A 21840-nucleotide genomic window follows, 5' to 3' on the forward strand; every position below is an offset into this window, starting at 1 on the left:
GCATGGACTTGGCCTCCCACGCTGCCAAATCCCTGCACTATGATGTGTCGGCTATGTCCCCGAACACCCGTCGGTCATGTCCCCGGGCTGAACACTTGATCGGGCGATCCAGTATTCCGAGACGGTCGTGTCGAATCTAGAAGCCGCGGCGTACTGGATGCCCCGCCTTCGCGGGGCATGACAGCGGAGCCTGAAGCGCAGTCTACCGCTTCGCGTCGGCCTGCTCCGTGCCATTGCACGAGATCAGCATCGTGTACGGCCGCGCGTTGCCGGCGATGTCGGTGGTCTTGAGCTCACCCTTCGGCTCGGCGGTCTGGTAGGGCACCACGGAATTGTCGAGGAAGTCGCGCAGCATGCCGGTCTTGATGGCGAAGTTGATGTTCTCCGGAATGTTGCCGGTCGCAGCGACGATGCGCAGCGCGGGGATCTTTGCGGTGACCACGCCCACGATCTGACCGGTGGTGTCGAACAGCGGGCCGCCGCTATTGCCGGGCTGCACCGGCGCGCTGATTTGCAGGAAACGCGTGTCGTTGCGCATGCCGCTGAGCGAGCTCGCGATACCGGTCGTCACGGTGAAGTCCGACATGAGCAAGCCATGGAAGGGAAAGCCGATTACGATGACGGAATCGCCGGAGCGGATCGAGCGATCGCGGATCCGCGCAAAGTCCTTGAATGTCGTCGTCGACGGCGCCTGCAACAAAGCGAGATCGTTGTTGACGTCGCTCGATACGACGCGCAGCACCATCGCGGCCTCACCGGTGAGGTTGCCCTTGATGTCGCCGACGCAGCCGTCGATCACATGGTTGTTGGTGACGACATGGCCGTTCGCACTGACCACGAAGCCGGTGCCGGTCTTGGCCCTGGCAACTTTGCTGCCGGCCGGCGGCGCCTGCTTGTCCGGCGCAGGCTGCGGCTTGGCGGCCATCTTGGTGAAGTCGCCGGCCTTGTCGAGCCCGTCGGCTTTCACCTTGGTCACGCAATTGGCCAATGCGGCGATCACCGGCCCGGTCGATGTCAGATCGAAATTCAGAACGGCGCGGCCGGCTGTCGCCACCATCAGGCTAGCCTTCTGAAACGTACGCACAACATTGACCGGCATGATGGCCGTGAGCATGTTAGGCTGGTACGCCGTGGCGAACAGCCTGGCTTGCTCCTGCCCGTCAAAGGTCACGTCGATCGCGGCGTTCTCGCCCTTGTTGAAGCGGTAGCTGGGACTCGCAAAGGCGAGCGACCATGTGCCGGCGGCATTTTGGCTCACGACGAGGATGACGCCGTTCGCATAAGGCGTCGTCGCGGCGCAATGGGAGAAAGCGCCCGTCTCGTCATTGCTGAAGGCGCCGCCGATCCAGTTGCCGACATTGACGCTGCCGAATGGTCCTTTCGCATGCGCGATGCCGGCGACGCTCACCTGCAACAGAGACGCGACGACAAATGACTTAAGCCACATACTTCCTTCCCCCCGGAATGCTTTTGAAGCCATCTTATCCGGCCGAGGTCGTGCGGCGCAACCAACAGTTGTTTGTGCGGATCGAACCATCCGGCTGCGACTTCCGGGCTTGCCTTTACTTTGCGGTGCGATATACTTTGCGATACAAAGTGACGGGACGGGCGGTCCCGGTTAATTGGGCGGAGCGGGGTTTTGGCGTTGCCAATGCGCGATCTCGACAAGGCACTGGCCGACATCGTGGCGATCCGCAACCAGATTGCGGCGGGCACGGCGTTCCGCGGCTACGGCCCGGCGACGATCGCTGCGACGGGCGCCGTCGCGCTTCTCACCGCAATCCTCCAATTCTGGCTGCTCGGCGATCCCACCAGCGAGCCGGTCGGCTTCTTCTTCGGCTGGTTCATGGCCGCGGTGCTCTCCGTTTTGATGATCGGCATCGAGATGCGCGCGCGCTCGCGCCGCCATCACTCGGGCCTGGCCGATGCCATGATCCATCAGGCGGTCGAGCAGTTCCTGCCCGCGGGCGTCGCCGGCGTGCTGCTCGCGGTGGTGATGTGGAAGTTCGCGAGCGAGACGCTGTGGCTGCTGCCCGGCCTGTGGCAGATCCTGGTGTCGCTCGGCATTTTCGCTTCCGTCCGCTCGCTGCCGCGCACCGTCGCGCTCGCCGGCGCCTGGTATTTTATTTCCGGCTTCGCGGTCGTGGTGCTCGCGAGCCGGACTCACACGCTATCGCCGTGGACCATGGGGCTGCCCTTCGTGATCGGGCAGTCGGTGATGGCGGGCATTCTGTATTTCGCGTCCGGAGACCATGATGTCGAAGACTGACAGCGCACCCTTCTCCTATGAAGGGCTCGACCGCATCATCCACGAGAAGGCGAGGCTCGGGCTTCTGACCTCGCTGATGGCGCATCCGAAGGGTCTGGCATTCGCCGACCTCAAGCAGCTCTGCGGCCTCACCGACGGCAATCTCAGCCGGCATCTCGCCGTGCTCCAGGAGGCCGGCCTCGTCGAGGTGACCAAGGGCTATGAGGGCAACCGCCCGCACACGACCTGCCGCCTGACCAAGGCCGGCCGCCGCCGCTTCCTCGACTATCTCGCCGTGCTCGAGCGGCTGGTGCGCGACGCCGCCAAGGCCGCCGGCCGCGACGCGCCGCCGCTCGGCCGTCTCGGTATCATCTCGACCTGATCCCCCTTTTTTGACCGGAGACTTTGCAATGCAAAGCGACATGACCTCTCGCAACGAGAAGCTTCACGTCGGCATCATCATGGACGGCAACGGCCGGTGGGCGACGCGCCGCGGCTTGTCGCGCCTGCGCGGCCACGAGGCCGGCGTGGAGGCGATCCGCCGCATCGTCGAGGCCGCACCCAAGCAGGGCATCGGGACGCTGACACTTTACGCCTTCTCCACCGACAATTGGCGACGGCCGAAAACCGAAGTCGCCGCGCTGATGACGCTGCTGCGCTTCTATCTCGCCAACGAGGTGCAGAGCCTCGCCAGGAACGGCGTGCGCCTCACCGTGATCGGCCGCCGTGACCGTCTGCCCGACGGCATCGCCAATGCGATCGCGCGCGCGGAGGACGCCACGGCGCACGGCAGCGCGCTTCACCTGCGCATCGCGGTCGACTATTCCGCGCGCGACGCTATCCTCAACGCCGCAGCGAAGGCGGCGGCACTGACGAGCCTCACCCGCGAAGCCTTCTCGCAGCTCGTCACAGGTGAAGCAGGCCTTCGCGACGTCGATCTCATCATCCGCACCTCCGGCGAGAAGCGGCTGTCGGACTTCCTGCTCTGGGAAGGCGCCTATGCCGAGCTGCACTTCACCGAGCGGATGTGGCCCGAGTTCGACGCGGGCGATCTCTCCGCGGCGCTGGCGTCCTTCCACGGCCGCGAGCGCCGCTTCGGCGGCCTCCAGGCGATCATGCCCGACGAGGTGCCGTCACTCTCCCGTGTGTGATGCGCGGCACGGGACAACGAGCTGTTCGTTTTCAGCCGCATGATTGGCAGTGGTGTCCAAGCCGCGAAAGCGCGGCCTCGGTTAGGTGTGCGAGCCACGCAACCTGCCGAGAGCATCACGCATGTCACAGCTGTTTCCGGGAGCCGTCGTCGAGCCGGTCGAACTGGCCGAAGCGAAGGGCACGGTCTGCATCAGGACCGCCGGCGTATCCGATGTCGAGAACCTGTCGGTTTATTTCACCGGCCTGTCCACGACGTCGCGCAACAAGCGCTTCATGGGCGCGCGCACCGACGTCGCCCTGGTCGCGGCCGAATGCGTGGCGGGGACGGGCCGTCCCGGTCATTTCACCCTGCTCGCCGAAGTCAGGCAGGGAGGGCAGCACACCATCATCGGCGAAGCGAACTACGCCTATGATGCGACTGCACGGCATGGCGAGTTTGCCATTTCGGTCGCCGATGCGTTCCAGCGCCTGGGCCTCGGCTTGCAGATGATGACGGCGATGGAGACGCGGGCGACCGATCTTGGCCACGAGATGATTGCGGCCGAGACTGCGCGGACAAATGCCGAGATGCGCGGTCTGGCGAAGAAGGCTGGCTTCCGGGATACCGGTCTCGGAGACTGGCTGTCGGTTCACCTCGCAAAGCGCTTGTCGCGATAGCCCTCCGCGCGTTGCCGCCTGGCACGGATCGTGCTCTAGTATCGCCTGGATTTCCCCAGCGATGGGAGCTTCGGCGATGCGCGCAGTTCTGGATCATTGCACCGGCGGAACGGAGCGGCAGGTCAAGGCCGGAACGTCGGTCGTCACCGAGGGCGGCACCAGCAGCGGCCACCTCTACGTGCTCGTCGAGGGTAAGCTCGACGTGCTCAAGAGCGACACGGTGGTCGCGACCATCACCGAGCCCGGCGCCGTGTTCGGCGAGATGTCCGTGCTGCTCGGGCTGCCGCACACCGCGACGGTGCGGGCCAGCTCGGATTCGGTGATCTATGAGTTCGAGGACGCGGCGTCATTCCTGATTCAGCGGCCTGAGGTCGCGCTGCTGCTCGCGCGCACACTGGCGCAGCGGCTCAACGTCGCCAACACTTATCTCGCCGACCTCAAGCGGCAATATGCCGGCCACGGCACGCATCTCGCCATGGTCGGCGAGGTGCTCCAGAGCATGATCAACCTGCCGCCGCTCGAGGTCTCGCCAGGCTCGGATCGGCAATCCGATCCAAGGATGTGAGCCAGTCCGGCGGCTCCTCGACGGTGTTTGCGGGCCGCTTCAGCGGCGCGCCGAGGTCGATCCACTGCGCTTCGCCCGCTGCCAGCCAGAACGCCTTGTCCGCAGCGAGATCGAGCACGATATGCGTCGGCGGCCGTCCCGGTTGCAGACCGGCGTTGAAGACCCAGGTCTGCCCGAGCCGGTCGAACCACGAGCCGTCGGCGATGAAGGGTGACTGGTGCACATGGCCCGAGATCACCATCGACGGCTGATACTGCATGATCCACTGCACCAGATCGACATCGCCGAAGAAGCGCTTGCCGCCCCAGCTGGTCGGTGAATTCGCCGGCGGCGCATGATGCGCCCAGATCCAGCGCTGCGGGCGATTGGCGGCGGCGTCGCGCAGCTGCGCGACGATGCGCTGCTTGACCAGCGGGCCATCCCACCACGGGCACACCGTGAACAGCGTGTCGCCGATGGCGAGGCTGTCGCCGTCGCAAATGATCCCGAGCTCCCGCACCTCCGAGATCCAGCGCGAGATCTTTTCGCCCTCCGCATTGCGTTCGTCGAGGTCGTGATTGCCGGAGCAGAGGATCACGCGGGTCTGCGCCGCCAGCAGCGCGAGGTATTTCTTCACCACCACGATCTGCGCGCGAAAATCCACCATCGAGCCGATGTCGAGGGCATCGCCGGCAAAGATCACGAGGTCGAACTGCGGCGCCGCGCTGACCAGCCAGTCGAGCTGCGGCAGCGAGTAGTGCAAATCGGCCACGACCAGGCAGCGCATTGAAAATCCATGGGCGGGTTTGAAAAGGTCTGGGAATTCCAAAACGTTATTTATAAAGCAAGAAGCAGACCAGAATGGCTGCCTCTCGTCGTCAGGCCAATGGCCGGCCGCATGCTGCGGCGCATTGGCGTGCGCAGGTGGCCGGGCACCGCAGGGCTGGACCGTGTCATCGAATTCTGATGTCGTGGCGCATCCTCAAACGCCCGTATCCGCATGACCTCCTTCAAGACCATTCGTGCCCGCGCCGAGAAACGCAAGGGCGGCCCCAAGGCGCTGGACAAGCTGATGCCCGAAAAGCCCGACCTGAAGAGGCTGGCCAAGCTAGGCGACGATCGCATCCTCGCCGAGATGACCAGGCGGGTGTTTTGTGCCGGCTTTGCCTGGAGCGTGATCGATTCGAAATGGGACGGATTTGAAGCGGCGTTCCTGCATTTCCAGCCGGCCAAGCTCACCTTCCAGCCCGAGGATTATTGGGAGGGCCTCTTGCGCGACACGCGCATCGTGCGCAACGGCGCCAAGATCATGTCGGTGCGCGACAACGCCAGCTTCGTCCAGGAGATCGCAAAAGAGCACGGCAGCTTCGGCAAGTTTCTGGCGAAATGGCCGCCATCCAACGAGGTCAGCCTGCTCGATCTCCTGACCAAGCGCGGCAGCCGGCTCGGCGGCAACACCGGGCAGATGCTGCTGCGCTTCGTCGGCTGGGATGGTTTTGTCACCTCCAGGGATGTCGTCGCCTGCCTGCGCGATGCCGGCCTCGACATCGCCGAAGAGGTCAAATCAAAGGGCGATCTCGCAAAAGTGCAGGCACAGTTCAACGCCTGGGCCGAGGAGACCGGTCTGCCCTACACATATCTGTCACGCGTCTGCGCGCTGTCGGTTGGCGAGAACCGAAGCGAGCATTAGGTCACGAGAACAAGGAGAAACAAAATGGCAAAAGCCTATTGGGTTGCCACCTACCGTGCGATCAAGAGCCCCGACGCCATGGCGGCCTACGCCAAGCTGTCGCGTCCGGCCATCGAGGCCGCCGGTGGACGCGTGCTCGCGCGCGGGATGCCGGTTGCGGCCTACGAGCACGGCCTGATGGAACGCGTCGTTCTCATCGAGTTCGACAGCGTCGAGCGCGCCAGGGCGGCGTATGAAAGTCCCGCCTACAAGGCCGCTCACGACCTGCTCGGCGACGGTGCCGACCGCGACATCCGGATCGTCGAAGCCGCCGAATAGCGCCATCGACAGGCGGATCGTGTGCATCGTGTGGCGATCCCGTGCCGTGAGCGCGGCGGATGAAACTCGCGATCACGAAATGCATTTTTCCGGAACATTCGTGCGCAACACCCGTTCGGGAATTTGAGCCAGGCGACACAGGCGCAGGGAACGCCCGTTTTGGCTCAACTCACTGAAACCCGGCACGACAGAAACGGAGCAGCTCATGAAGCTCACATCCGAACAGGTGAAGCAGACCGTCAACCAACTCGGCGCCCAGGTGCTGCCCGACGAACATCCCGCCATGCCGCAGCTCAACAGCATGTTCGGCGAACACACCTTCTTCGTCGACGAAACGGGCCTGAAGGTGCTCGAGCCGACGCCGTCGGTCAGCGCCGAGCGCCAGACCGGCGAAGTCGTCAGCCTCGCCGACTGGAGCGATGCCGACCTCACGCGCCTGATGGCCCACGAGCCGGAGCCGACGGGTGTGATCGTCGTGTTCGAGCATATGAGGCATTGATTGGCCCGAGCGGATCGACCTTTATCGGTGGCGGGTCTGAAAATCCCGCCACCTTCCATGATTGGTTTGGAGCCGCGCCGCGGACAAAGATGTCGTGTTCGCGGAGGGTCTTTCCAGTCTGGTTCAAATACCGAAAGTCAGCTGCGGCTCCGCATCGTCGCTGTCCTGGAGGGAAGAAAGCGACACCCCCAGCAGCCTGACGCGCTTGGGTAGCGGTATCTCGGCTTCGAGCAAGCCGCAGGCCAGCCGCCCCAGATCGTCCCGGCCTGCAACCGGCGCCGTGACGGACCTGCTGCGCGTGATGATCTCGAAGTCGGCGAATTTGATCTTCAGGGTGACGGTGCGGCCGCGGTTGCCGGTCGTCTCGCAATGGCGCCAGACCTTGTCGACGAGCGGCTCGAGCTCGGTGGCCAGCGCGCCGTATTCGTCGAGGTCGGTCGAGAACGTCGTCTCCGCGCCGATCGACTTGCGAATGCGGTTGGCCCGGACCGGTCGATCGTCGACGCCGCGTGAGATCCAATAGTAATACGCGCCCGACTTGCCGAAATTCGCGTTCATGAATTCCAGCGACTGGTTGCGGATGTCGAGGCCGGTGAACAGGCCGAGCGCATTCATTTTCGCACTGGTCGCGGGGCCGATCCCGTGGAACTTGCCGACGGGCAGCGTCTCGACGAAAGCGGGCCCCATTTCCGGCGAGATCACGAACTGACCGTTGGGCTTGCGATGATCGGAGGCGAGCTTTGCGAGAAACTTGTTGTAGGAGATGCCCGCCGAAGCATTGAGGCCGGTCTCGGCCTTGATCTTCTCACGGATCAGCAAGGCGACGTCCCGCGCCAGCGGGATGCCTTGCAAATTCTCCGTCACGTCGAGATAGGCCTCGTCGAGCGACAATGGCTCGATAACAGGCGTGTGCTCGGCAAAGATGTCGCGGATCTGCCTGGAGATCGCCTTGTAGACCTCGAAGCGCGGCCTGACGAAGATCAGATCGGGACATTGCCGCTTCGCGGTCACCGACGGCATGGCGGAGCGAACGCCGAACTTGCGGGCCTCGTAGCTGGCGGCCGCGACGACGCCGCGTTCCGCGGAGCCGCCGACCGCGACCGGCTTGCCGCGCAGCTCCGGATTGTCGCGCTGCTCCACGGACGCATAGAAGGCATCCATGTCGATATGGATGATCTTGCGGACGGGCGAGGCCTCGCCAGTCGCCGTGCCGGATTCGCTCATGGGGCGATGATACAATTGCCCGAGGAGAAGCGCGAGGTGATGGATGCTTCAGCTATTGGTCTTCGTCGTCGGTGTGGTCGGCATCGGCTGGTTGATCGGCGCGACCAATCTTCCGGGAGAATGGTATGCGGCCCTTGCCAAGCCGGGTTTCGTGCCGCCGAACTGGGCGTTCCCGGTGGCGTGGACTATCCTTTACATCATGATCGCGGTTGCGGGCTGGCGGACTTTTCGCCGTGAGCCGTCGGGTCGAGCGATGCAGGTTTGGGCCGCGCAGCTGGCGCTCAATTTCGTCTGGTCCCCGGTGATGTTCACGATGCACCAGATCGGCGCCGCGCTCGTCATCCTCATCTGTCTGTTCGTCGCGATCGTAACCTACATCAGTCTCGAGACATCACGGGACAGGCTGGCCGCCGCGTTGTTCGTGCCTTACGCAGCCTGGGTCGCCTTTGCCGGCCTGCTCAATGCGGCCATCTGGCGCTTGAATTGAGGCGATTTGTCCAAGGCTCTTCAAAGGGCAATCTCGGGCTTGTGAGTGGCGAGCTTAGGCACGCGTTCCTACATGGGAGCGCGGAGGACAGCCAATGCAATACAGCTCCGAGCTCATTCAGACCATGCGCCAGGCCCTCGAGACCGTGATGGCGAGCGTACCGGCCGATCAGTCGGTGTTCGGTCTGAAAGCCGCTGTCGCCGAATGCATTTTGAAGGCTGCCGCGCACGGTCATACGTCGTATGACGCCCTGGTGACGTCCGCCTCCGATCAGATCCAGTCGATCATCTCGATGCTGACGTGAGGGAGGCAGGCTGCAGATCCGGAGTTCATGCCGACGGAGGCGCCCATAGGAACTCAGGACGAATGCCCTGCTGGATGAGGTCCGTGCCAAGCGACTGAAGTGTGAACATGGCGCCGATGCTGGGTCTTGTACCGCTTGTCCAGCACGTTTGAAGGCCGATCAAGAGCTGCGACAGGGCCTGATTGAACGCAAGCGACGGACTCGGTGTGACGGTCGATTGCTGAAAATCGAACCAGGTCGGAAACGGGATTGGTGCTCCCGTAAAGCTCCAATGGCCAGCCGCATCCTGCACCAGCGTTTTCTCGGTGTAGATTTCCTTGAAGACATAATAGTGGGCGAATGTTGCATTGCCGGTTGGGGGTTGGTTAGGAGAGCCTTCCGTACCTTCACCTTCGCCCTTGATCAGCAGGATCGCCGCCTGCGCATTGTCGATGCTCTTGATCGGCGTTGCTTCCCCCGAATTGACCGCGAAAGCGCTGGCATTGATCGCGGGATTGACTGTGGTGAAGCCCTCGGCGATCGCATCGTAGAAATCACCGATCGTCGCGGGTCCCGTTCTTGCGGTGAGCGCGACCGGTGGAAATTCCGGATACTCGATCTGCATGAAGACCTGAACTTGATCTGGCGTAAGCGGCTTCAGATCAACGGGCAGCTTTTGCAGAATTCCTCCGGGCAGGACATTGGTCGGGTAGCTCGGAATGAAGGCCGCATTGGCAATGGATGGCACGCCGCCGATCGCGGTCAGCATGTTGCCTGCCAAGGCAAAGTGATACATCTCTTGCACCACAATGTCCTCAATCATACCGCCGACGCCGCCCGGGTCGCTGTTGATCGACCATTGCGCGCAAAGATAAGGCGGGATGGTGGAGAACTCCAATTGCATCGCGGTCTGGAGTGCGTCTTTCAGGTCGGAAAGCGTCGTAATGCGATCCTCGACGAACTGGGCGATGGTTTTCATCTGAAGCACCCCTCCCGACTCGGTTGATTGCGAAGCCCTGTTCCTGGCGCCGCCACTGGATTGACGTCGTCAAGCAGGTTCCGTGTTGGCTCATTGCTTGCGGGACGAGCGCTCCCGGGGTGCTTCAGTCCGACAATAACCGGATATCCGTCTGCGACATCACGCCTACAATCGGACCTGCCCCGATGATCGCGACCAGAAACATGCTGCGATCAGGCTCATTTTCCGCAACCCATGAACAATAGTACAATTTAAGGGTGCAATCAATTGCGCAGCTGGTCAGAGATTTGTGACCGCTTTTCCATTCGACGTGCTTAGTCGGACGCGCGCGCGACGTTGCGAAGGCCAGATTGCGAGCCGCAACATTTGATGGATGGTGCCGTCACAGCGTCAAAAGCCGGCGCACAGTCTCGGTCCGGCACACAGTCTCGGTAAAGAGTAAGGAGACTGGCGCACCCGACACGATTCGAACGTGTGACCTTTGCCTTCGGAGGGCAACGCTCTATCCAGCTGAGCTACGGGTGCTAGTCGAGGTTCATTTAGCCGATTGGCGGGGGGTGGGCAACCTCCGCTTTGCCCGGGCCCGGACGCCCGGCATCGCCCAATTCCTGGTCTTATGCTTCGCTCTTCAATCCCGGAGGGCGGCCGGTCCCGAGATCTCGCCGGAATCGGTCACGAACATCAACGGGCCCGTCTCCGAGGTGGCGAACACGGCCGCGGTGAGCGGGCCGCCGAAGCAGGCGCCGGTATCCAGGTTCAATCGGTTGGCCCGCAGATCGGGTGTCCCGGTCCGGACCGGCGTATGGCCATGGACAACGAAAAGCCCGTGGTCGTGATCCGACGACAGGAAGGGTTCCCGGATCCACAGCAGGTCCCGCTCGGATTGTGACGCCAGCGGCACGTCCGGCCGTAGTCCAGCATGGACGAACAGCCGCCCATGCTCGATTTTCGTCAGCTGAAGCGCGCGTATCCAGTCGAGATGCTCGCTCGGCAGATCGGCGGGATCGTCGATCCCGTAGCTGTCGAGCGTCTGCTCGCCGCCGTTGCCCCACCAATTCATGAGGTCGCGGTCGGTGCGCTCCATGTCGGCCGCGCGAAGCAGCATCTCCTCATGGTTGCCCCGCAGACAGACGAAGGGGCGGTCCTGCTTCCCCTCGCTGCCGACGAGAAAATCCATCACCTCGCGGCTTTGGGGTCCCCGGTCGATATAGTCTCCGACAAGCACAAACTGCGCGCTCCGCTCGCCGCGAAGCTCCTCGCACGCGGCGAGCAGCGACGTCAGCTTGTCAAAGCAGCCGTGGATGTCGCCGATCGCGAAGGTGAGTTCTTCGTGCTCGGGAAGATGCAAAGCCAGGTTTCTCCCGCGTGCCAACTTAGATGGTGAGACCCTTTGTCGTGCCTTTGAGCCTGATCCGCTCCGGACCCACGCCCACCTTCGCGAGCGATTCAATCACTCTGTCGCTCAGCGTCTTGCCGTCCTTGTCCTTGCGATCGCGTTGAATCGCGGTGAAATCATACACGAGCAGCCCGACATTGGCGCTGCTCACGTTGAGCTTGGCCCCGTCCGCAACAGCGCGGATCGCCGCAGCCACATTGCGATGTCCGTTGCTCCATTTCGCCATGCCGGCCAGATTATTCGCAACGCATCGATAGCTGTCTTCGATCTCCGTCTTGTGAAGGTCGATCACCTTCTGATAGTCCGCGATCTGACCGACAATATCGCCGTTCTCCAGCTCGGGGTTGCTGAACGTCTTGGCCTCCCAGAACACCATATCGACGCCGTTCGCCGTCGTTTCGAAGTTCGCAAGGTCCATGCGCGGAAGGTTCCGCTCGACGTCGGGGATGCCGGAAGCGTTGATCGCAATCTCGACGTCGACGACGGAGTCATTGGCCGTCGCGATCTCGTGGACGCCTTCCTTCTCCTGTCCGGAATAGAGCGATGCCGCCCTTTTGAGCTTCGCCAGCGTCGCTGCGCCTTCGTAGTCGCGCGTCAGCATTCTTGGCTCGGCGTTGCCGAAGGCGAACTTCCCCTCGACGAGCGAAATCTGATCCTTCAAGTCCGGATTCAGCAGATACTTTTCATGCGTCGAGGCGGTCACTTTCCCGCCCTTGAATGACACTTTGAAGATGGATTGTCCCTGCCAATAGACGTTCAGGTACTCGTCCCGAATGCCGATGATGAGTGTGGGATCGGCGAGAACGTCCTTCCACCACCCATCCTGCTGGGCGAGTGTCTCGAGTGCCTTGCGAAAGTCGTCGCCCCGGATTCCGCGTCTGAAGCTCATCTCATACCTCCCACCATTCGCCATCGCTGCGTCGCGTGACGTTGTCAAAATATCTGGAGAAACTGTCGCCTTCGAATGTGTGAACGGGCACCAGCCTGTCCGGCTGTATTGCGTTCGCGAGCCGCTTGAGATCCAGGATGCTGGCATGGCCCGAGGTGTGGATGATCTCGATGGGAACGCCGCGTGTCGCGAGATCCGCCTTCAGTCTGGCGCCAGGACCGTCCTTCAGATATCCGTCCCATTGCGACCAGATCGCTCTGGTGCCGGGCCAGAGATTTGCGGCCTCCACGTCGTGGGCCATTGCCGGACGAAACAGCATCACGGTGCGATCGGCGATCTCGGTGATGCGCTCGCGGTAGATCCGTGCGGATTTGTAGGGATCCAGCAGGTCGAAGCGCTTGTTCCTTGCGATCCGTCGCCGCTGATATTCCGGCACATAGACCGACAAATTGGGCCAGCCGGCGTTCGGCAAGCGCTCGTTGCCGGTGGCCCGCAATATCTCCATCGCATAGAGGTCCAGCAGCAGCGTCCGGCCGCTGCGCTTGCAGGCGCGATAGATACTGACGATGCGATCGATGTTCTGCGCGGACGCCGAGAGGATGACGAAGCCTGGCTGTTTAAAACTCTGGGTCAGCCTCGCCTCGATGTCGTCCTCCGTCGGGAATTGCGTGTGCTCGTCGAGACGGCCGAGGCTCGACCCCTCCATCAGCATCGTGTCGATACCGCGGGGCGGATTGCTCACCAATCGCTCGAACAGACCGCCCTTGCGACCGTGCGCACGGATGTCGCCGCTGTAGAACAGACGCCGGCCGGCAGCCTGGATCAGCAGCGCATAGGCATCATAGGCCGAGTGATCGACGAGATAGGGCGTGATGCTGAACGGACCGATCTGGAAAGTCCTGCGATCGCTCAGCTCGAATGAAACATTTGGCACGAAGCCGTTGGGCACGAAAGGAGCTGCCGCACCCATGATGCGCGCGGTCGCAGCGCCCATGGCGAGGGGGACATTGGGTCTGCACAGGGGGAGCAAACCCCAATGATCGCCGTGTCCGTGCGAGAGGACAACCGCACGCAGGGTTGGATCTTCGACGCGAAGCCCGGCCACAGGCGGGAGAAGATCGTCGGACGCGCCGTCGGCATCCAGCGGAAGGCCAAGGTCGAGCAGGATTCGCTCGCCCGCGGCCTCGAGCTCGATGCAGGTGCCACCAATTTGCTGCGTTCCGCGGTGGACACGTCCGCGAAACGAACCGGCTGCTTCGGTCATCAGCGGTTGGTCTTGGCGGCCGAGCCGGGTTCGGCCGTCACTCGCGACCAGGCGATGGCGTTTTTAGCGGAGGGGAGGGGACTGCGAGATGGGCGGGGAAATTTCAAAGCGAATACGGCTCCAGGCAACGACTTATCTATATTCAAACGAGCGCCCGAGAAATTGCGGCTTTTCGAGAAGAAAATGTGCGTGTTGTTCCGGCGCAACATCACCTGTTGGTGAGGCCGAACGCAATAGAACCTTCGGTGGGATGAACGTCAGCCCCGGCTGGACCGGCGATTGGCGGCGACTTGAATCCCGGGCGAGCCGCGATCGGCGCGCGCGAACTCCGCCAGCAGGCGTTCGGAGCAGATGACGCGGTTGCGGCCGAGCCGTTTTGCCGCATAGAGCGCCTCGTCGGCCGCACCCAGCAGCCGGTCGGGGCTGCCGTCGGCCCCAGTGGGAATATAACTGGCGACGCCGACGCTGAGGGTGACGTGGTCGCCGGCTCCAACAGCTCCATGAGCGATCCGCAAGGCCATGACGGCACCGCGGATCTCCTCGGCGATGGCGCAGGCGGCATCGCAATCCATGTCGGGCAGGATCAGCGCGAACTCTTCCCCGCCATAGCGGCTGGCGAGGTCGAGCGGGCGCACGGCGTGGCGGCTGACGACATCAGCGACCGCACGCAGGCATTCGTCGCCGCTCTGGTGGCCGTGCCGGTCGTTGAACAGCTTGAAATGATCGACGTCGACGAACAGCAGCGCCATCGGCTTCTGCGTCCGCTGGGCGCGGGCCCATTCGCTCATCAGCATCTGGTCGAAGGCGCGCCGGTTCGACAGGCCGGTCAGCCCGTCCTTGGTGGCGAGCTCCTTCAGCGCCATCTCGGCGCGCTTCTGATCGGTGAGGTCGCGCAGCGTCTCCACCACGGCGATCAGATGGCCGGCCTCGTCGTGGATAGGACCGGCGTCGATCGCGAGATAGAGCTGGCTGCCGAGCTTGGGCATCACGCACCAGTTCTCCGCGGAAAAGCCGAGCCCGTTGTGGCCGCGCGCGGCATATTCCGAATAAAACTCCGGCAGCTGCTCGGGACGGTCGAGCGCGACCAGGTCGGCGAGGCAGGGGCGCCGGGTCTCGTAGAAGGCCTGCCAGTGTTTCGTCGTGCCGATCACCTCCGCGGCGGGGACGCCGGTCAGCCGCTCGCAGGCTCTGTTCCAGATCACGACGCGGCGCTTGGGGTCGATCACGAAGGTCGGCACCACCAGATGCTGCATCAGCCGCACGGCATAGGAATCCGCGACGTCGACGCCTTTCGCTGACGTTTTCCTCGGCTTCGCCATCTCAGGCCACCGCCGCCACCGGCGCGGCATCGTTCGGACCGAACAGCTTTCGCACCTCGGCGGCGGGCTTCGGTTTGCTGAACAGATAACCCTGCATCTCCGTGCAGCCGAGCGCGCGCAGCATCTCCCGCTGCGCCTCGGTCTCGACGCCCTCGGCGACGGTGGTCATGTGGCTCGCCGCGGCGATGTTCACCACCGCCTGCACGATCACGGGCGCGCCACTGGTCTCCGCGATGTCGGCGACGAAGCAGCGGTCGATCTTGATCTTGTCGAACGGGAAGCGCTTCAGATAGCTCAGCGAGGAATAGCCGGTGCCGAAATCGTCGAGCGCGATGCGCACGCCGATGGACCGGAGCTGGTGCAGGATCGAGAGCGCGGCCTCGTCGTCGCGGATCAGCACGGCCTCGGTGATTTCGAGCTCGAGCCGGGAGGGAGAGAGCCCGGAGGCGGCGAGTGCGCCGGCAATCCGCAGCGCCAGTGTGTCGCATTTGAGCTGCACCGGCGAGACGTTGACCGCAATCCGCACATGCGCCGGCCAGGTCGCGGCCTCGTTGCAGGCCATGCGCAGCACCCAGTCGCCGAGCTCGTTGATCAGGCCGGTATCCTCGGCGATCGGAATGAACTCAGCCGGCGACACCCAGCCGCGTTCGGGATGCCGCCAGCGCAGCAGCGCCTCACAGCCCGACACGTCGTTGGTGCGCAGGTCGACCAGCGGCTGGTAGTGGATCTCGAAGCCGCCGTTCACCAGCGCCTGGCGCAGATCCTGCTCCATGGTCAGGCGCGCCTTGGCGCTCGCATCCATCTCCGGCTCGAAGAAGCGGTGGGTGCGGCGTCCTTCGGCCTTGGCGCCGTACATCGCAAGATCGGCGTGCTTGATGAGCTGGTCGAGATCGGTCCCGTCCTGCGGCGCCAGCGCGATGCCGATGCTGGCGTCGGTGGAGAGCTGATGGCCGAGGCAGTGATAGGGCTGGCGGATCGCCTCGTAGATCCGCGTCACGAACGACAGCACGTCCGCCGAGGACTGGATTCCGGTCTGGATCACGGCGAATTCGTCGCCGCCGAGCCGCGCGATCAGGTCGCTCTTCTTGAGGCAGCCGCGGAGACGGGTCGCGATTGCCTTCAGCAGCTCGTCGCCGACGTGATGGCCGAGCGAATCGTTGATGCCCTTGAATTCGTCGACGTCGATATAGAGCAGCGCGAACTGCCCGCCGCCGGCGACCTTCGCCAGCTCGCGTTCGATCTGTTCGCGGAACAGCGTGCGGTTCGGCAGGTCGGTCAGCGCATCGTAATGCGCCATATGCGCGATCTTGTCGTGGGCGCGCCGCCGCTCGGTGACATCCTCGACGACGCTGATGAGGTAGCGCGGCTCGCCGGACTTGTCGCGAATGCCGATCCGGGTCGAGGTGATGTAGCGCGGTCCCTTGGTCTGGCTCTGCCAGGCGTGCTCGTCCTTGAACAATCCCCCGGGCGCCTGCAGCGCCTTGCTGTCGTCGTCGTTGACGATCCTGGCGGCGGCTTCCGGATACATGTCGAAAGGAGTCTTGCCGACGATGACGTCACCCGACTGGCCGAACTGCTCCTCGGCGGTCCGGTTGACCAGCAGATATTGCCGCGTCAGGGCATCCTTCACCGTGATCTGCGAGGGGATGTGATCGATGATCTCGCGCAGGAACATGTAGTTGCGGTCGCGTTCCTGCTCCAGATTGCGCCGCTCGGTGATTTCCTCGATCGTGGCGACCCATCCGCCCTGCGCCAGCGGGGTGTTGATGACCTGGAAGGCGCGGCCGTTGGGCAGTTCGTGGATCCTGCTGGAGGCCTTGCCCTCGGCGACGACCCGCATCACATCGGCGCAAAACGTCTCGACGTCGCCGCCGAACGTGCCACGTTCCTTGCGATGCTGCATCGCCTCGCGGATGTGACAGCCGGGCTTGATGATGTCGTCGGACAGGCCGAACATCTCGGAGTAGCGGCGGTTGCAGGTGACGATAAATCCGGCGGCGTCGTACAGGATCAGCCCTTGCGACATGTTGTTCAGGGCGGTGTCGAGCCGCAGCCGTTCCGCTTCGATCCGCTCCTGGGCTTCCCGGTTCTGCCGGCTGATCTGGCGGATGATCAGGAAGAGGATCAACGCGATCACGATCGCCGAAAGCGTTGCCGTGGTGACCATGAAGCCGGTCTGCTGACGCCAGTCGGCCAGCGCGGCGCTCGTGGTGTTGGTCGCGACGATGACCAGCGGGAAATGCGACAGCGAGGCCCCCGAGCCGAGGCGGTCCTCGCCGTCGATCGGTCCCTTGACGCGCAGCGTGTGCCGGCCGCCCTCGGCCAGCATCTTGCGCATCAGCGGCGCGTCCTTGAAATTCCTGCCGATCAGCTCTTCGACATGCGGATAGCGGGCCAGCATCTTGCCTTCGCGATCGAACAGCGAGATCGCCGTACCCTCGGCAAGCGCGACAGAAGCGAAATACTGCCGGTAGCTGTCCGGATCGATCCGCCGGACCATGGCGCCGAGGAAGGTGCCGTCCGCGCCGCTCAGCCGCCGCGCGACGATCGTGGTCCATTTGCCGATGATGAAGCTGCGGACGGATTCCAGGATGACGGATTCGGCCATCGGATCGGATTTGAACGTCTGGAAATAGGCGCGCGAGGAGACGTTGATCTTGGGCAGCGGCTCGGCCCGCGACCAGTTGATCAGCTCGCCGTCGGCATCGTAGATCGCGATGTCGCCGAGATAGGAGACGGAGCTGATCTTGCTCCGCAGCATCTGGTTCGTCGCGAGCCCGGACATGCGCTCGCGGAACATGGCCGGCGAGGTGATCTCCGGCAGGTTCATCTGCCCGATCAGGTCGGCGGCGACGACGTCGGAATCCTGGAATTGCTGATCGAAGTGCCGTGCGATCAGCTGCACCGTGTTTTCCAGCTCGCGCTCGCGGTTGGCCAGGGTGCGCTCGCGGAATTCGCCGACGGCCATGGCGGTCACGGCGAAGATCCCGGCGACCAGCAACACGCCGCACAGGGTCAGCCAGAGGACAGGACCACGCCGCGCCAAGGCCGCCCAGCCGTTGGTCGCGGCTGATGACATTCCGGCTGTCACCGTGGAAAAGACCTGGCGCATTCCCCCTCCCTGGAAGGACAGGAATACACCGCACAAATGGCGCAAACCTTAGGAAAGCCAGTTACCTAAGCATTAATCCGGTTGTGCAGCCGCGCCCGTATGCAGTGGGGCGGGAATCACGTCGCGGTTGTGCCGTGCCCATCACAACCGCTGCGCTGCATCATTAACCGCAGCTTAATGCGAAGCGCCCGCGCTCTTGTCGCGGCCGGCATTGCGCAGACGTCCGACGACGCCGGTCGGGAAGAAGTAGACGCTGGCGATGAACAGCAGCCCGAGCCACAGCAGCCAGCGGTCGGGATGCAACAGCCCCGGCAGCAACGGCAGGCCGGCTTCGCTCGCCGCCTTGGAGGCGACGCCCATCAGCGATTGCAGATAGTTCTGGGCGAGGATGAAGATAGTGGCGCCGACGATCGCGCCGTAGATCGTGCCCATGCCGCCGATCACCACCATCAACAGAATGTCCAGCATGATCGAGAAGCTGAGCGAGGTGTCGGGGCCGGCATAGCGCAGCCACAGCGCGTTCAAAATGCCGGCGCTGGCGGCGACCAGCGCGGCGAGGCAGTTGGCGTAGGTCAGGTGGAAGACGGTGCGAAAGCCGAGCGCCTCAGCGCGAAAGCGGTTCTCGCGGATCGCCTGGAGCACGCGTCCGAACGGCGAGTTCACGACACGCAACAGAGCGAGGATCATCAGGGCCGAGACGGCGAACACCAGGTAGAAGGTGAGGATGCGGCCGTTGATCTCGAATCCGAACAGGTTCTTGGAGATCAGCACCGTGCCGGGCCGCAGCAATTCCGGCAGCTGGAAGCTGCGCCCGTCCTCGCCGCCCGTCAGCCAGGAGAGCTGCGAAGCCAGCACCTGGAAGGCGGAGGCGACCGCGAGCGTGATCATGGCAAAGAAGATCGCGGCAACCCGCAGCGAGAACAGGCCGATCGCGAGCGCGAGCAGCGCCGCGAGCGGCAGGCCGACGACGATGCCGGTTGCGACCGCGGCCCAGTTCGGGCCCATGCCGTACAGCGCGATCGCGATCGCGTAGCTGCCGATGCCGTAGAACATGGTGTGGGCGAACGACACCGAGCCGGTATAGCCGAGCAGGAGGTCGTAGGAGGCGACGAGCGCGGCGAAGACGCAGATCTTGGCCGCGACGTTCAGCGCCTTGGCGCCCGGGAACAGGAACGGCGTCGCCGCCAGCGCCAGGATGATGACGATGAGGAGAAGCGTGAGCACGCGGCTCTTCGGCGGATCGCCTGACAGGAGCATCATCGGCTGGTCACCGCATAGAGGCCGCGCGGCCGCCACATCAAAATGGCGACCATCAGCAGGATGTTGGAGACGAGGGCGAGTTTCGGCACCAGGAAGCCGCCGTAATTGGCCACCATCGCGACCAGGATGGCGCCGATGAAGCAGCCGCCGATCGAGCCGAGGCCGCCGATGATGACGACGATGAAAATCAGGACGGTGAGGTCGTCGCTCATGGAGGCATGGACCTGCTCGCGATAGAGCGCCCACATCACGCCGCCGAGGCCGGCGAGCGCCGATCCCGTCATGAACACGCCGAGGAACAGGCGGCGGATGCGATAACCGAGCGCCTCGACCATCTCGCGGTTCTCGACGCCGGCGCGGATCAGTAGGCCGAGCTTGGTGCGGTTGAGCACGAGCTGGATCGCGATGAACACCGCGAGGCCGATCAGCATCGCCAGCACGCGGTATTTGGCGATCGCGACGTCGCCGAGGATGAAGGAGCCGCGCAGCGATGTCGGCAGGGGCGTCGGGATGATCTGCGGTCCCCACAGCGCATAGAGCGTCTGCTCGGCGACGATCAGGCCGCCGGTCGTCATCAGGATCTGCTTCAGGTGCTGGCCGTAGACGGGCAGGATCAATACGCGCTCGACGACCAGGCCGAGCGCGCCGGACACCGCCATCGACAGCAGTGCGGCGGGCGCGAGCACCGCGAGGTTGATCCACAGCGAATCCGCCTGCATCGAGGCCGCGAACGGCGCCAGCACGAGGGTTGCCACATAGGCGCCGACGGCGATGAAGGCGCCGTGGCCGAAATTGAGCACGTCCATCAGGCCGAACACCAGCGTCAGCCCCGAAGCCATGATGAAGATCATCATGCCCATGGCAAGACTCGCGGCGGTCAGCGTCAGCCAGGTGCTGGGTGACCCCACCAGAGGAATCATCGCAAGCGCCAGCGCGATCGGCAGCAGGATCGGCGCGAGATCGCGCTTCGGCTTCGGCAGCGGATCATTTGCGGCGAGTTCTGTCACTGATGCGCCTCCAGGCTCAGGCCGAGCAGCCGCTCCTGCAGCGGCACGTCGGCGGCGAGCGCCGCCATCTCGCCGCGATGGACGATGGTGCCGTTGTCCATGACCAGCACGTTGTCGCCGAGCTCGCGGGCGGCAAAGAAATTCTGTTCGACCATCAGGATCGTCGCGCCCTTGCGCTTGATCTCCTTCAGGCACTCGATCAGTGCCATGACGATCGCGGGCGCCAGCCCCTTGGTCGGCTCGTCGATCAGCAGCAGCTTGCGCGGCTCGACGATGGCGCGCGCGATCGACAACATCTGCTTCTGTCCGCCCGAGAGGCTTCCCGCGCGCGACAGCCAGAACCGGCGCAGCGCGGGGAAGAAGCCGAAGATCCAGTCGAGCTGGGTATCGTCGAGCGGCCCGTCGCGCGCCGCCAGCACCAGGTTTTCCTTCACCGTGAGGTCGGAAAACACCGCCATGCTCTCCGGCACGTAGCCGACGCCGAGCCGCGCGATGTCGGGCGTGGCGCGGCTCTCGATGCGCTCGCCTGCGAGCGTGATTTCGCCGCTGGAGGCCTGCCACAGACCCATGACGGTGCGCAGCGTCGTGGTCTTGCCGGCGCCGTTGCGGCCGAGCAGCATGGTGGTCTGGCCCTGGGGGACTGCGAGGTCGATGCCCTGGAGGATGTGGTAGCGGCCGATATGCGTGTGCACGCCGGAGAGTTTGAGCAGATCGGTCATGCGGCACTCTTTGGAGCAACGCCGAGATAGGCCTCCTGCACGATCGGTGAGGCGATCACCTCGGCCGGCGGACCGTCGGCGACAAGTTGTCCGTTGTGCAGCACGATGATGCGGTCGGCGAGCGAGCGCACCACGTCCATCTTGTGCTCGACGAGGAGGATGATCTTGCTCTTGTCCTGCTTGAGCTGTGCGATCAGGTTCAGCACGACCGGCACCTCGTCGATGCTCATGCCCGCGGTCGGCTCGTCGAACATGAACACTTTGGGTTCGAGCGCGATCATCAGCGCGACCTCGAGCTTGCGCTGGTCGCCATGCGACAGCGCAGTGGCGGCGACGCCGCGGCGATTGCCGAGTGCGACCTGGTCGAGGATGGCATCGGCACGGGTGATCAGGTCGCGGCGGACCATCCAGGGCCGCAGCATGTCGTAATGGGTGCCATCAGCGGCCTGCACCGCGAGGCGGACGTTCTCTTCCACGGTGAGGTTCGGAAACAGGTTGGTGAGCTGGAAGGCGCGGCCGAGGCCGGCGCGGGTGCGCAGCGGCGCGGAATGCTGCGTGATGTCGGTGCCGTCGAACAGGATGCTGCCGTGTGAAGCGCGCAGCTGGCCCGAGATCAGGTTGAAATAGGTGGTCTTGCCGGCGCCGTTCGGCCCGACGATGGCGGTGAGCTCGCCGGGGCGGAACGTGCAGGTGACGTTGTTGACCGCGACATGACCGCCGAAGCGGATGGTGAGGTCGCGCGTCTCTAGCGTCAGGGCCATCGGGAGAACTCTGGAATAGGGAAGGATCCTCT

General features: G+C 63.9%; 24 protein-coding genes and 1 tRNA gene. 11 read left to right on the forward strand and 14 right to left on the reverse strand.

Annotated features, from left to right (window positions below):
- Positions 1-202: 202 nt before the first annotated feature.
- The gene (locus IVB46_RS12585) at positions 203-1447 is read right to left on the reverse strand and encodes a serine protease (protein ID WP_247305806.1); all 1245 of its coding nucleotides are present in this window, start codon (positions 1445-1447) and stop codon (positions 203-205) included.
- A gap of 204 nt (positions 1448-1651) precedes the next feature.
- Here IVB46_RS12585 and IVB46_RS12590 point away from each other — a divergent pair, with 204 nt between their 5' ends.
- From IVB46_RS12590 to IVB46_RS12610, 5 genes are all read left to right on the forward strand, one after another.
- Positions 1652-2269, forward strand: coding sequence for a hypothetical protein (locus IVB46_RS12590; RefSeq protein WP_028155350.1), 618 nt, complete (start codon positions 1652-1654; stop codon positions 2267-2269).
- On the forward strand, positions 2256-2630 hold the full coding sequence (locus tag IVB46_RS12595; RefSeq protein WP_247306917.1) for a transcriptional regulator: 375 nt from the start codon (positions 2256-2258) through the stop codon (positions 2628-2630). Before IVB46_RS12590 ends, IVB46_RS12595 begins: the two co-directional genes overlap by 14 nt.
- A gap of 28 nt (positions 2631-2658) precedes the next feature.
- A complete protein-coding gene (locus IVB46_RS12600; RefSeq protein WP_063980082.1) occupies positions 2659-3399 on the forward strand; it encodes a di-trans,poly-cis-decaprenylcistransferase in 741 nt (246 codons plus the stop codon).
- A 121-nt stretch (positions 3400-3520) separates the two neighbouring features.
- Positions 3521-4057 carry a GNAT family N-acetyltransferase gene (locus tag IVB46_RS12605; RefSeq protein WP_247342890.1) on the forward strand — a complete coding sequence of 179 codons (537 nt, stop codon included), beginning with the start codon at positions 3521-3523 and terminating at the stop codon, positions 4055-4057.
- A gap of 76 nt (positions 4058-4133) precedes the next feature.
- Entirely contained in the window at positions 4134-4622 is a 489-nt protein-coding gene (locus IVB46_RS12610; RefSeq protein WP_247305799.1) for a cyclic nucleotide-binding domain-containing protein, read from the forward strand.
- Here IVB46_RS12610 and IVB46_RS12615 read toward each other — a convergent pair.
- Positions 4561-5388, reverse strand: coding sequence for a metallophosphoesterase family protein (locus IVB46_RS12615; protein ID WP_247305795.1), 828 nt, complete (start codon positions 5386-5388; stop codon positions 4561-4563). The genes IVB46_RS12610 and IVB46_RS12615 overlap by 62 nt on opposite strands.
- A gap of 213 nt (positions 5389-5601) precedes the next feature.
- Here IVB46_RS12615 and IVB46_RS12620 point away from each other — a divergent pair, with 213 nt between their 5' ends.
- The 3 genes from IVB46_RS12620 (at position 5602) to IVB46_RS12630 (ending at position 7108) form a co-directional block, all read left to right on the forward strand.
- Entirely contained in the window at positions 5602-6291 is a 690-nt protein-coding gene (locus IVB46_RS12620) for a DNA-3-methyladenine glycosylase I (RefSeq protein ID WP_247305792.1), read from the forward strand.
- A gap of 24 nt (positions 6292-6315) precedes the next feature.
- Positions 6316-6609: a DUF1330 domain-containing protein gene (locus IVB46_RS12625; protein WP_028151136.1), complete on the forward strand. Its 294-nt coding sequence runs from the start codon at positions 6316-6318 to the stop codon at positions 6607-6609.
- Positions 6610-6814: 205 nt separating this feature from the next.
- The gene (locus tag IVB46_RS12630; RefSeq protein WP_247305788.1) at positions 6815-7108 is read left to right on the forward strand and encodes a hypothetical protein; all 294 of its coding nucleotides are present in this window, start codon (positions 6815-6817) and stop codon (positions 7106-7108) included.
- A gap of 123 nt (positions 7109-7231) precedes the next feature.
- On the opposite strand, the gene dinB is transcribed toward IVB46_RS12630, so the two are convergent.
- Positions 7232-8332, reverse strand: coding sequence for a DNA polymerase IV (dinB, locus tag IVB46_RS12635; protein WP_247305785.1), 1101 nt, complete (start codon positions 8330-8332; stop codon positions 7232-7234).
- 43 nt (positions 8333-8375) lie between these two features.
- Here dinB and IVB46_RS12640 point away from each other — a divergent pair, with 43 nt between their 5' ends.
- Together IVB46_RS12640 and IVB46_RS12645 are read left to right on the forward strand one after the other, a co-directional pair.
- Complete coding sequence (locus IVB46_RS12640; protein WP_175617967.1) at positions 8376-8819, forward strand: TspO/MBR family protein; 444 nt, start codon at positions 8376-8378, stop codon at positions 8817-8819.
- Positions 8820-8913: 94 nt separating this feature from the next.
- A complete protein-coding gene (locus IVB46_RS12645) occupies positions 8914-9123 on the forward strand; it encodes a hypothetical protein (RefSeq protein ID WP_014491045.1) in 210 nt (69 codons plus the stop codon).
- Between the two features lie 25 nt (positions 9124-9148).
- Here IVB46_RS12645 and IVB46_RS12650 read toward each other — a convergent pair whose 3' ends face one another.
- The 5 genes from IVB46_RS12650 to IVB46_RS12670 form a co-directional block, all read right to left on the reverse strand.
- The gene (locus tag IVB46_RS12650) at positions 9149-10081 is read right to left on the reverse strand and encodes a ferritin-like protein (RefSeq protein ID WP_247305781.1); all 933 of its coding nucleotides are present in this window, start codon (positions 10079-10081) and stop codon (positions 9149-9151) included.
- Between the two features lie 448 nt (positions 10082-10529).
- Positions 10530-10606, reverse strand: a tRNA-Arg gene (locus IVB46_RS12655).
- Between the two features lie 103 nt (positions 10607-10709).
- Positions 10710-11429, reverse strand: a complete 720-nt coding sequence (locus tag IVB46_RS12660; RefSeq protein ID WP_247313124.1) for a metallophosphoesterase family protein — start codon at positions 11427-11429, stop codon at positions 10710-10712.
- 25 nt (positions 11430-11454) lie between these two features.
- Complete coding sequence (locus IVB46_RS12665) at positions 11455-12366, reverse strand: hypothetical protein (protein WP_247313121.1); 912 nt, start codon at positions 12364-12366, stop codon at positions 11455-11457.
- A gap of 1 nt (position 12367) precedes the next feature.
- Entirely contained in the window at positions 12368-13510 is a 1143-nt protein-coding gene (locus IVB46_RS12670) for an MBL fold metallo-hydrolase (RefSeq protein ID WP_247313217.1), read from the reverse strand.
- On the opposite strand from IVB46_RS12670, the gene IVB46_RS12675 reads away from it, so the two are divergent.
- Positions 13403-13852, forward strand: coding sequence for a hypothetical protein (locus tag IVB46_RS12675; protein WP_247313222.1), 450 nt, complete (start codon positions 13403-13405; stop codon positions 13850-13852). The genes IVB46_RS12670 and IVB46_RS12675 overlap by 108 nt on opposite strands.
- A 35-nt stretch (positions 13853-13887) precedes the next feature.
- Here IVB46_RS12675 and IVB46_RS12680 read toward each other — a convergent pair whose 3' ends face one another.
- From IVB46_RS12680 to IVB46_RS12705, 6 genes are all read right to left on the reverse strand, one after another.
- Positions 13888-14949, reverse strand: coding sequence for a diguanylate cyclase (locus IVB46_RS12680; protein ID WP_247313118.1), 1062 nt, complete (start codon positions 14947-14949; stop codon positions 13888-13890).
- A 1-nt stretch (position 14950) separates the two neighbouring features.
- Positions 14951-18061, reverse strand: a complete 3111-nt coding sequence (locus IVB46_RS12685) for an EAL domain-containing protein (protein WP_247313115.1) — start codon at positions 18059-18061, stop codon at positions 14951-14953.
- A gap of 174 nt (positions 18062-18235) precedes the next feature.
- Positions 18236-19321, reverse strand: a complete 1086-nt coding sequence (locus IVB46_RS12690) for a branched-chain amino acid ABC transporter permease (protein ID WP_247313112.1) — start codon at positions 19319-19321, stop codon at positions 18236-18238.
- On the reverse strand, positions 19318-20328 hold the full coding sequence (locus IVB46_RS12695) for a branched-chain amino acid ABC transporter permease (protein WP_208083669.1): 1011 nt from the start codon (positions 20326-20328) through the stop codon (positions 19318-19320). Before IVB46_RS12695 ends, IVB46_RS12690 begins: the two co-directional genes overlap by 4 nt.
- Entirely contained in the window at positions 20325-21047 is a 723-nt protein-coding gene (locus IVB46_RS12700) for an ABC transporter ATP-binding protein (protein WP_247313109.1), read from the reverse strand. Before IVB46_RS12700 ends, IVB46_RS12695 begins: the two co-directional genes overlap by 4 nt.
- Complete coding sequence (locus tag IVB46_RS12705) at positions 21044-21808, reverse strand: ABC transporter ATP-binding protein (RefSeq protein WP_247313106.1); 765 nt, start codon at positions 21806-21808, stop codon at positions 21044-21046. The genes IVB46_RS12700 and IVB46_RS12705 overlap by 4 nt, the downstream gene beginning before the upstream one ends.
- Positions 21809-21840 lie beyond the last annotated feature (32 nt).

This window comes from Bradyrhizobium sp. 61 (genome assembly GCF_023073075.1).
Classification (GTDB): domain Bacteria; phylum Pseudomonadota; class Alphaproteobacteria; order Rhizobiales; family Xanthobacteraceae; genus Bradyrhizobium; species Bradyrhizobium barranii.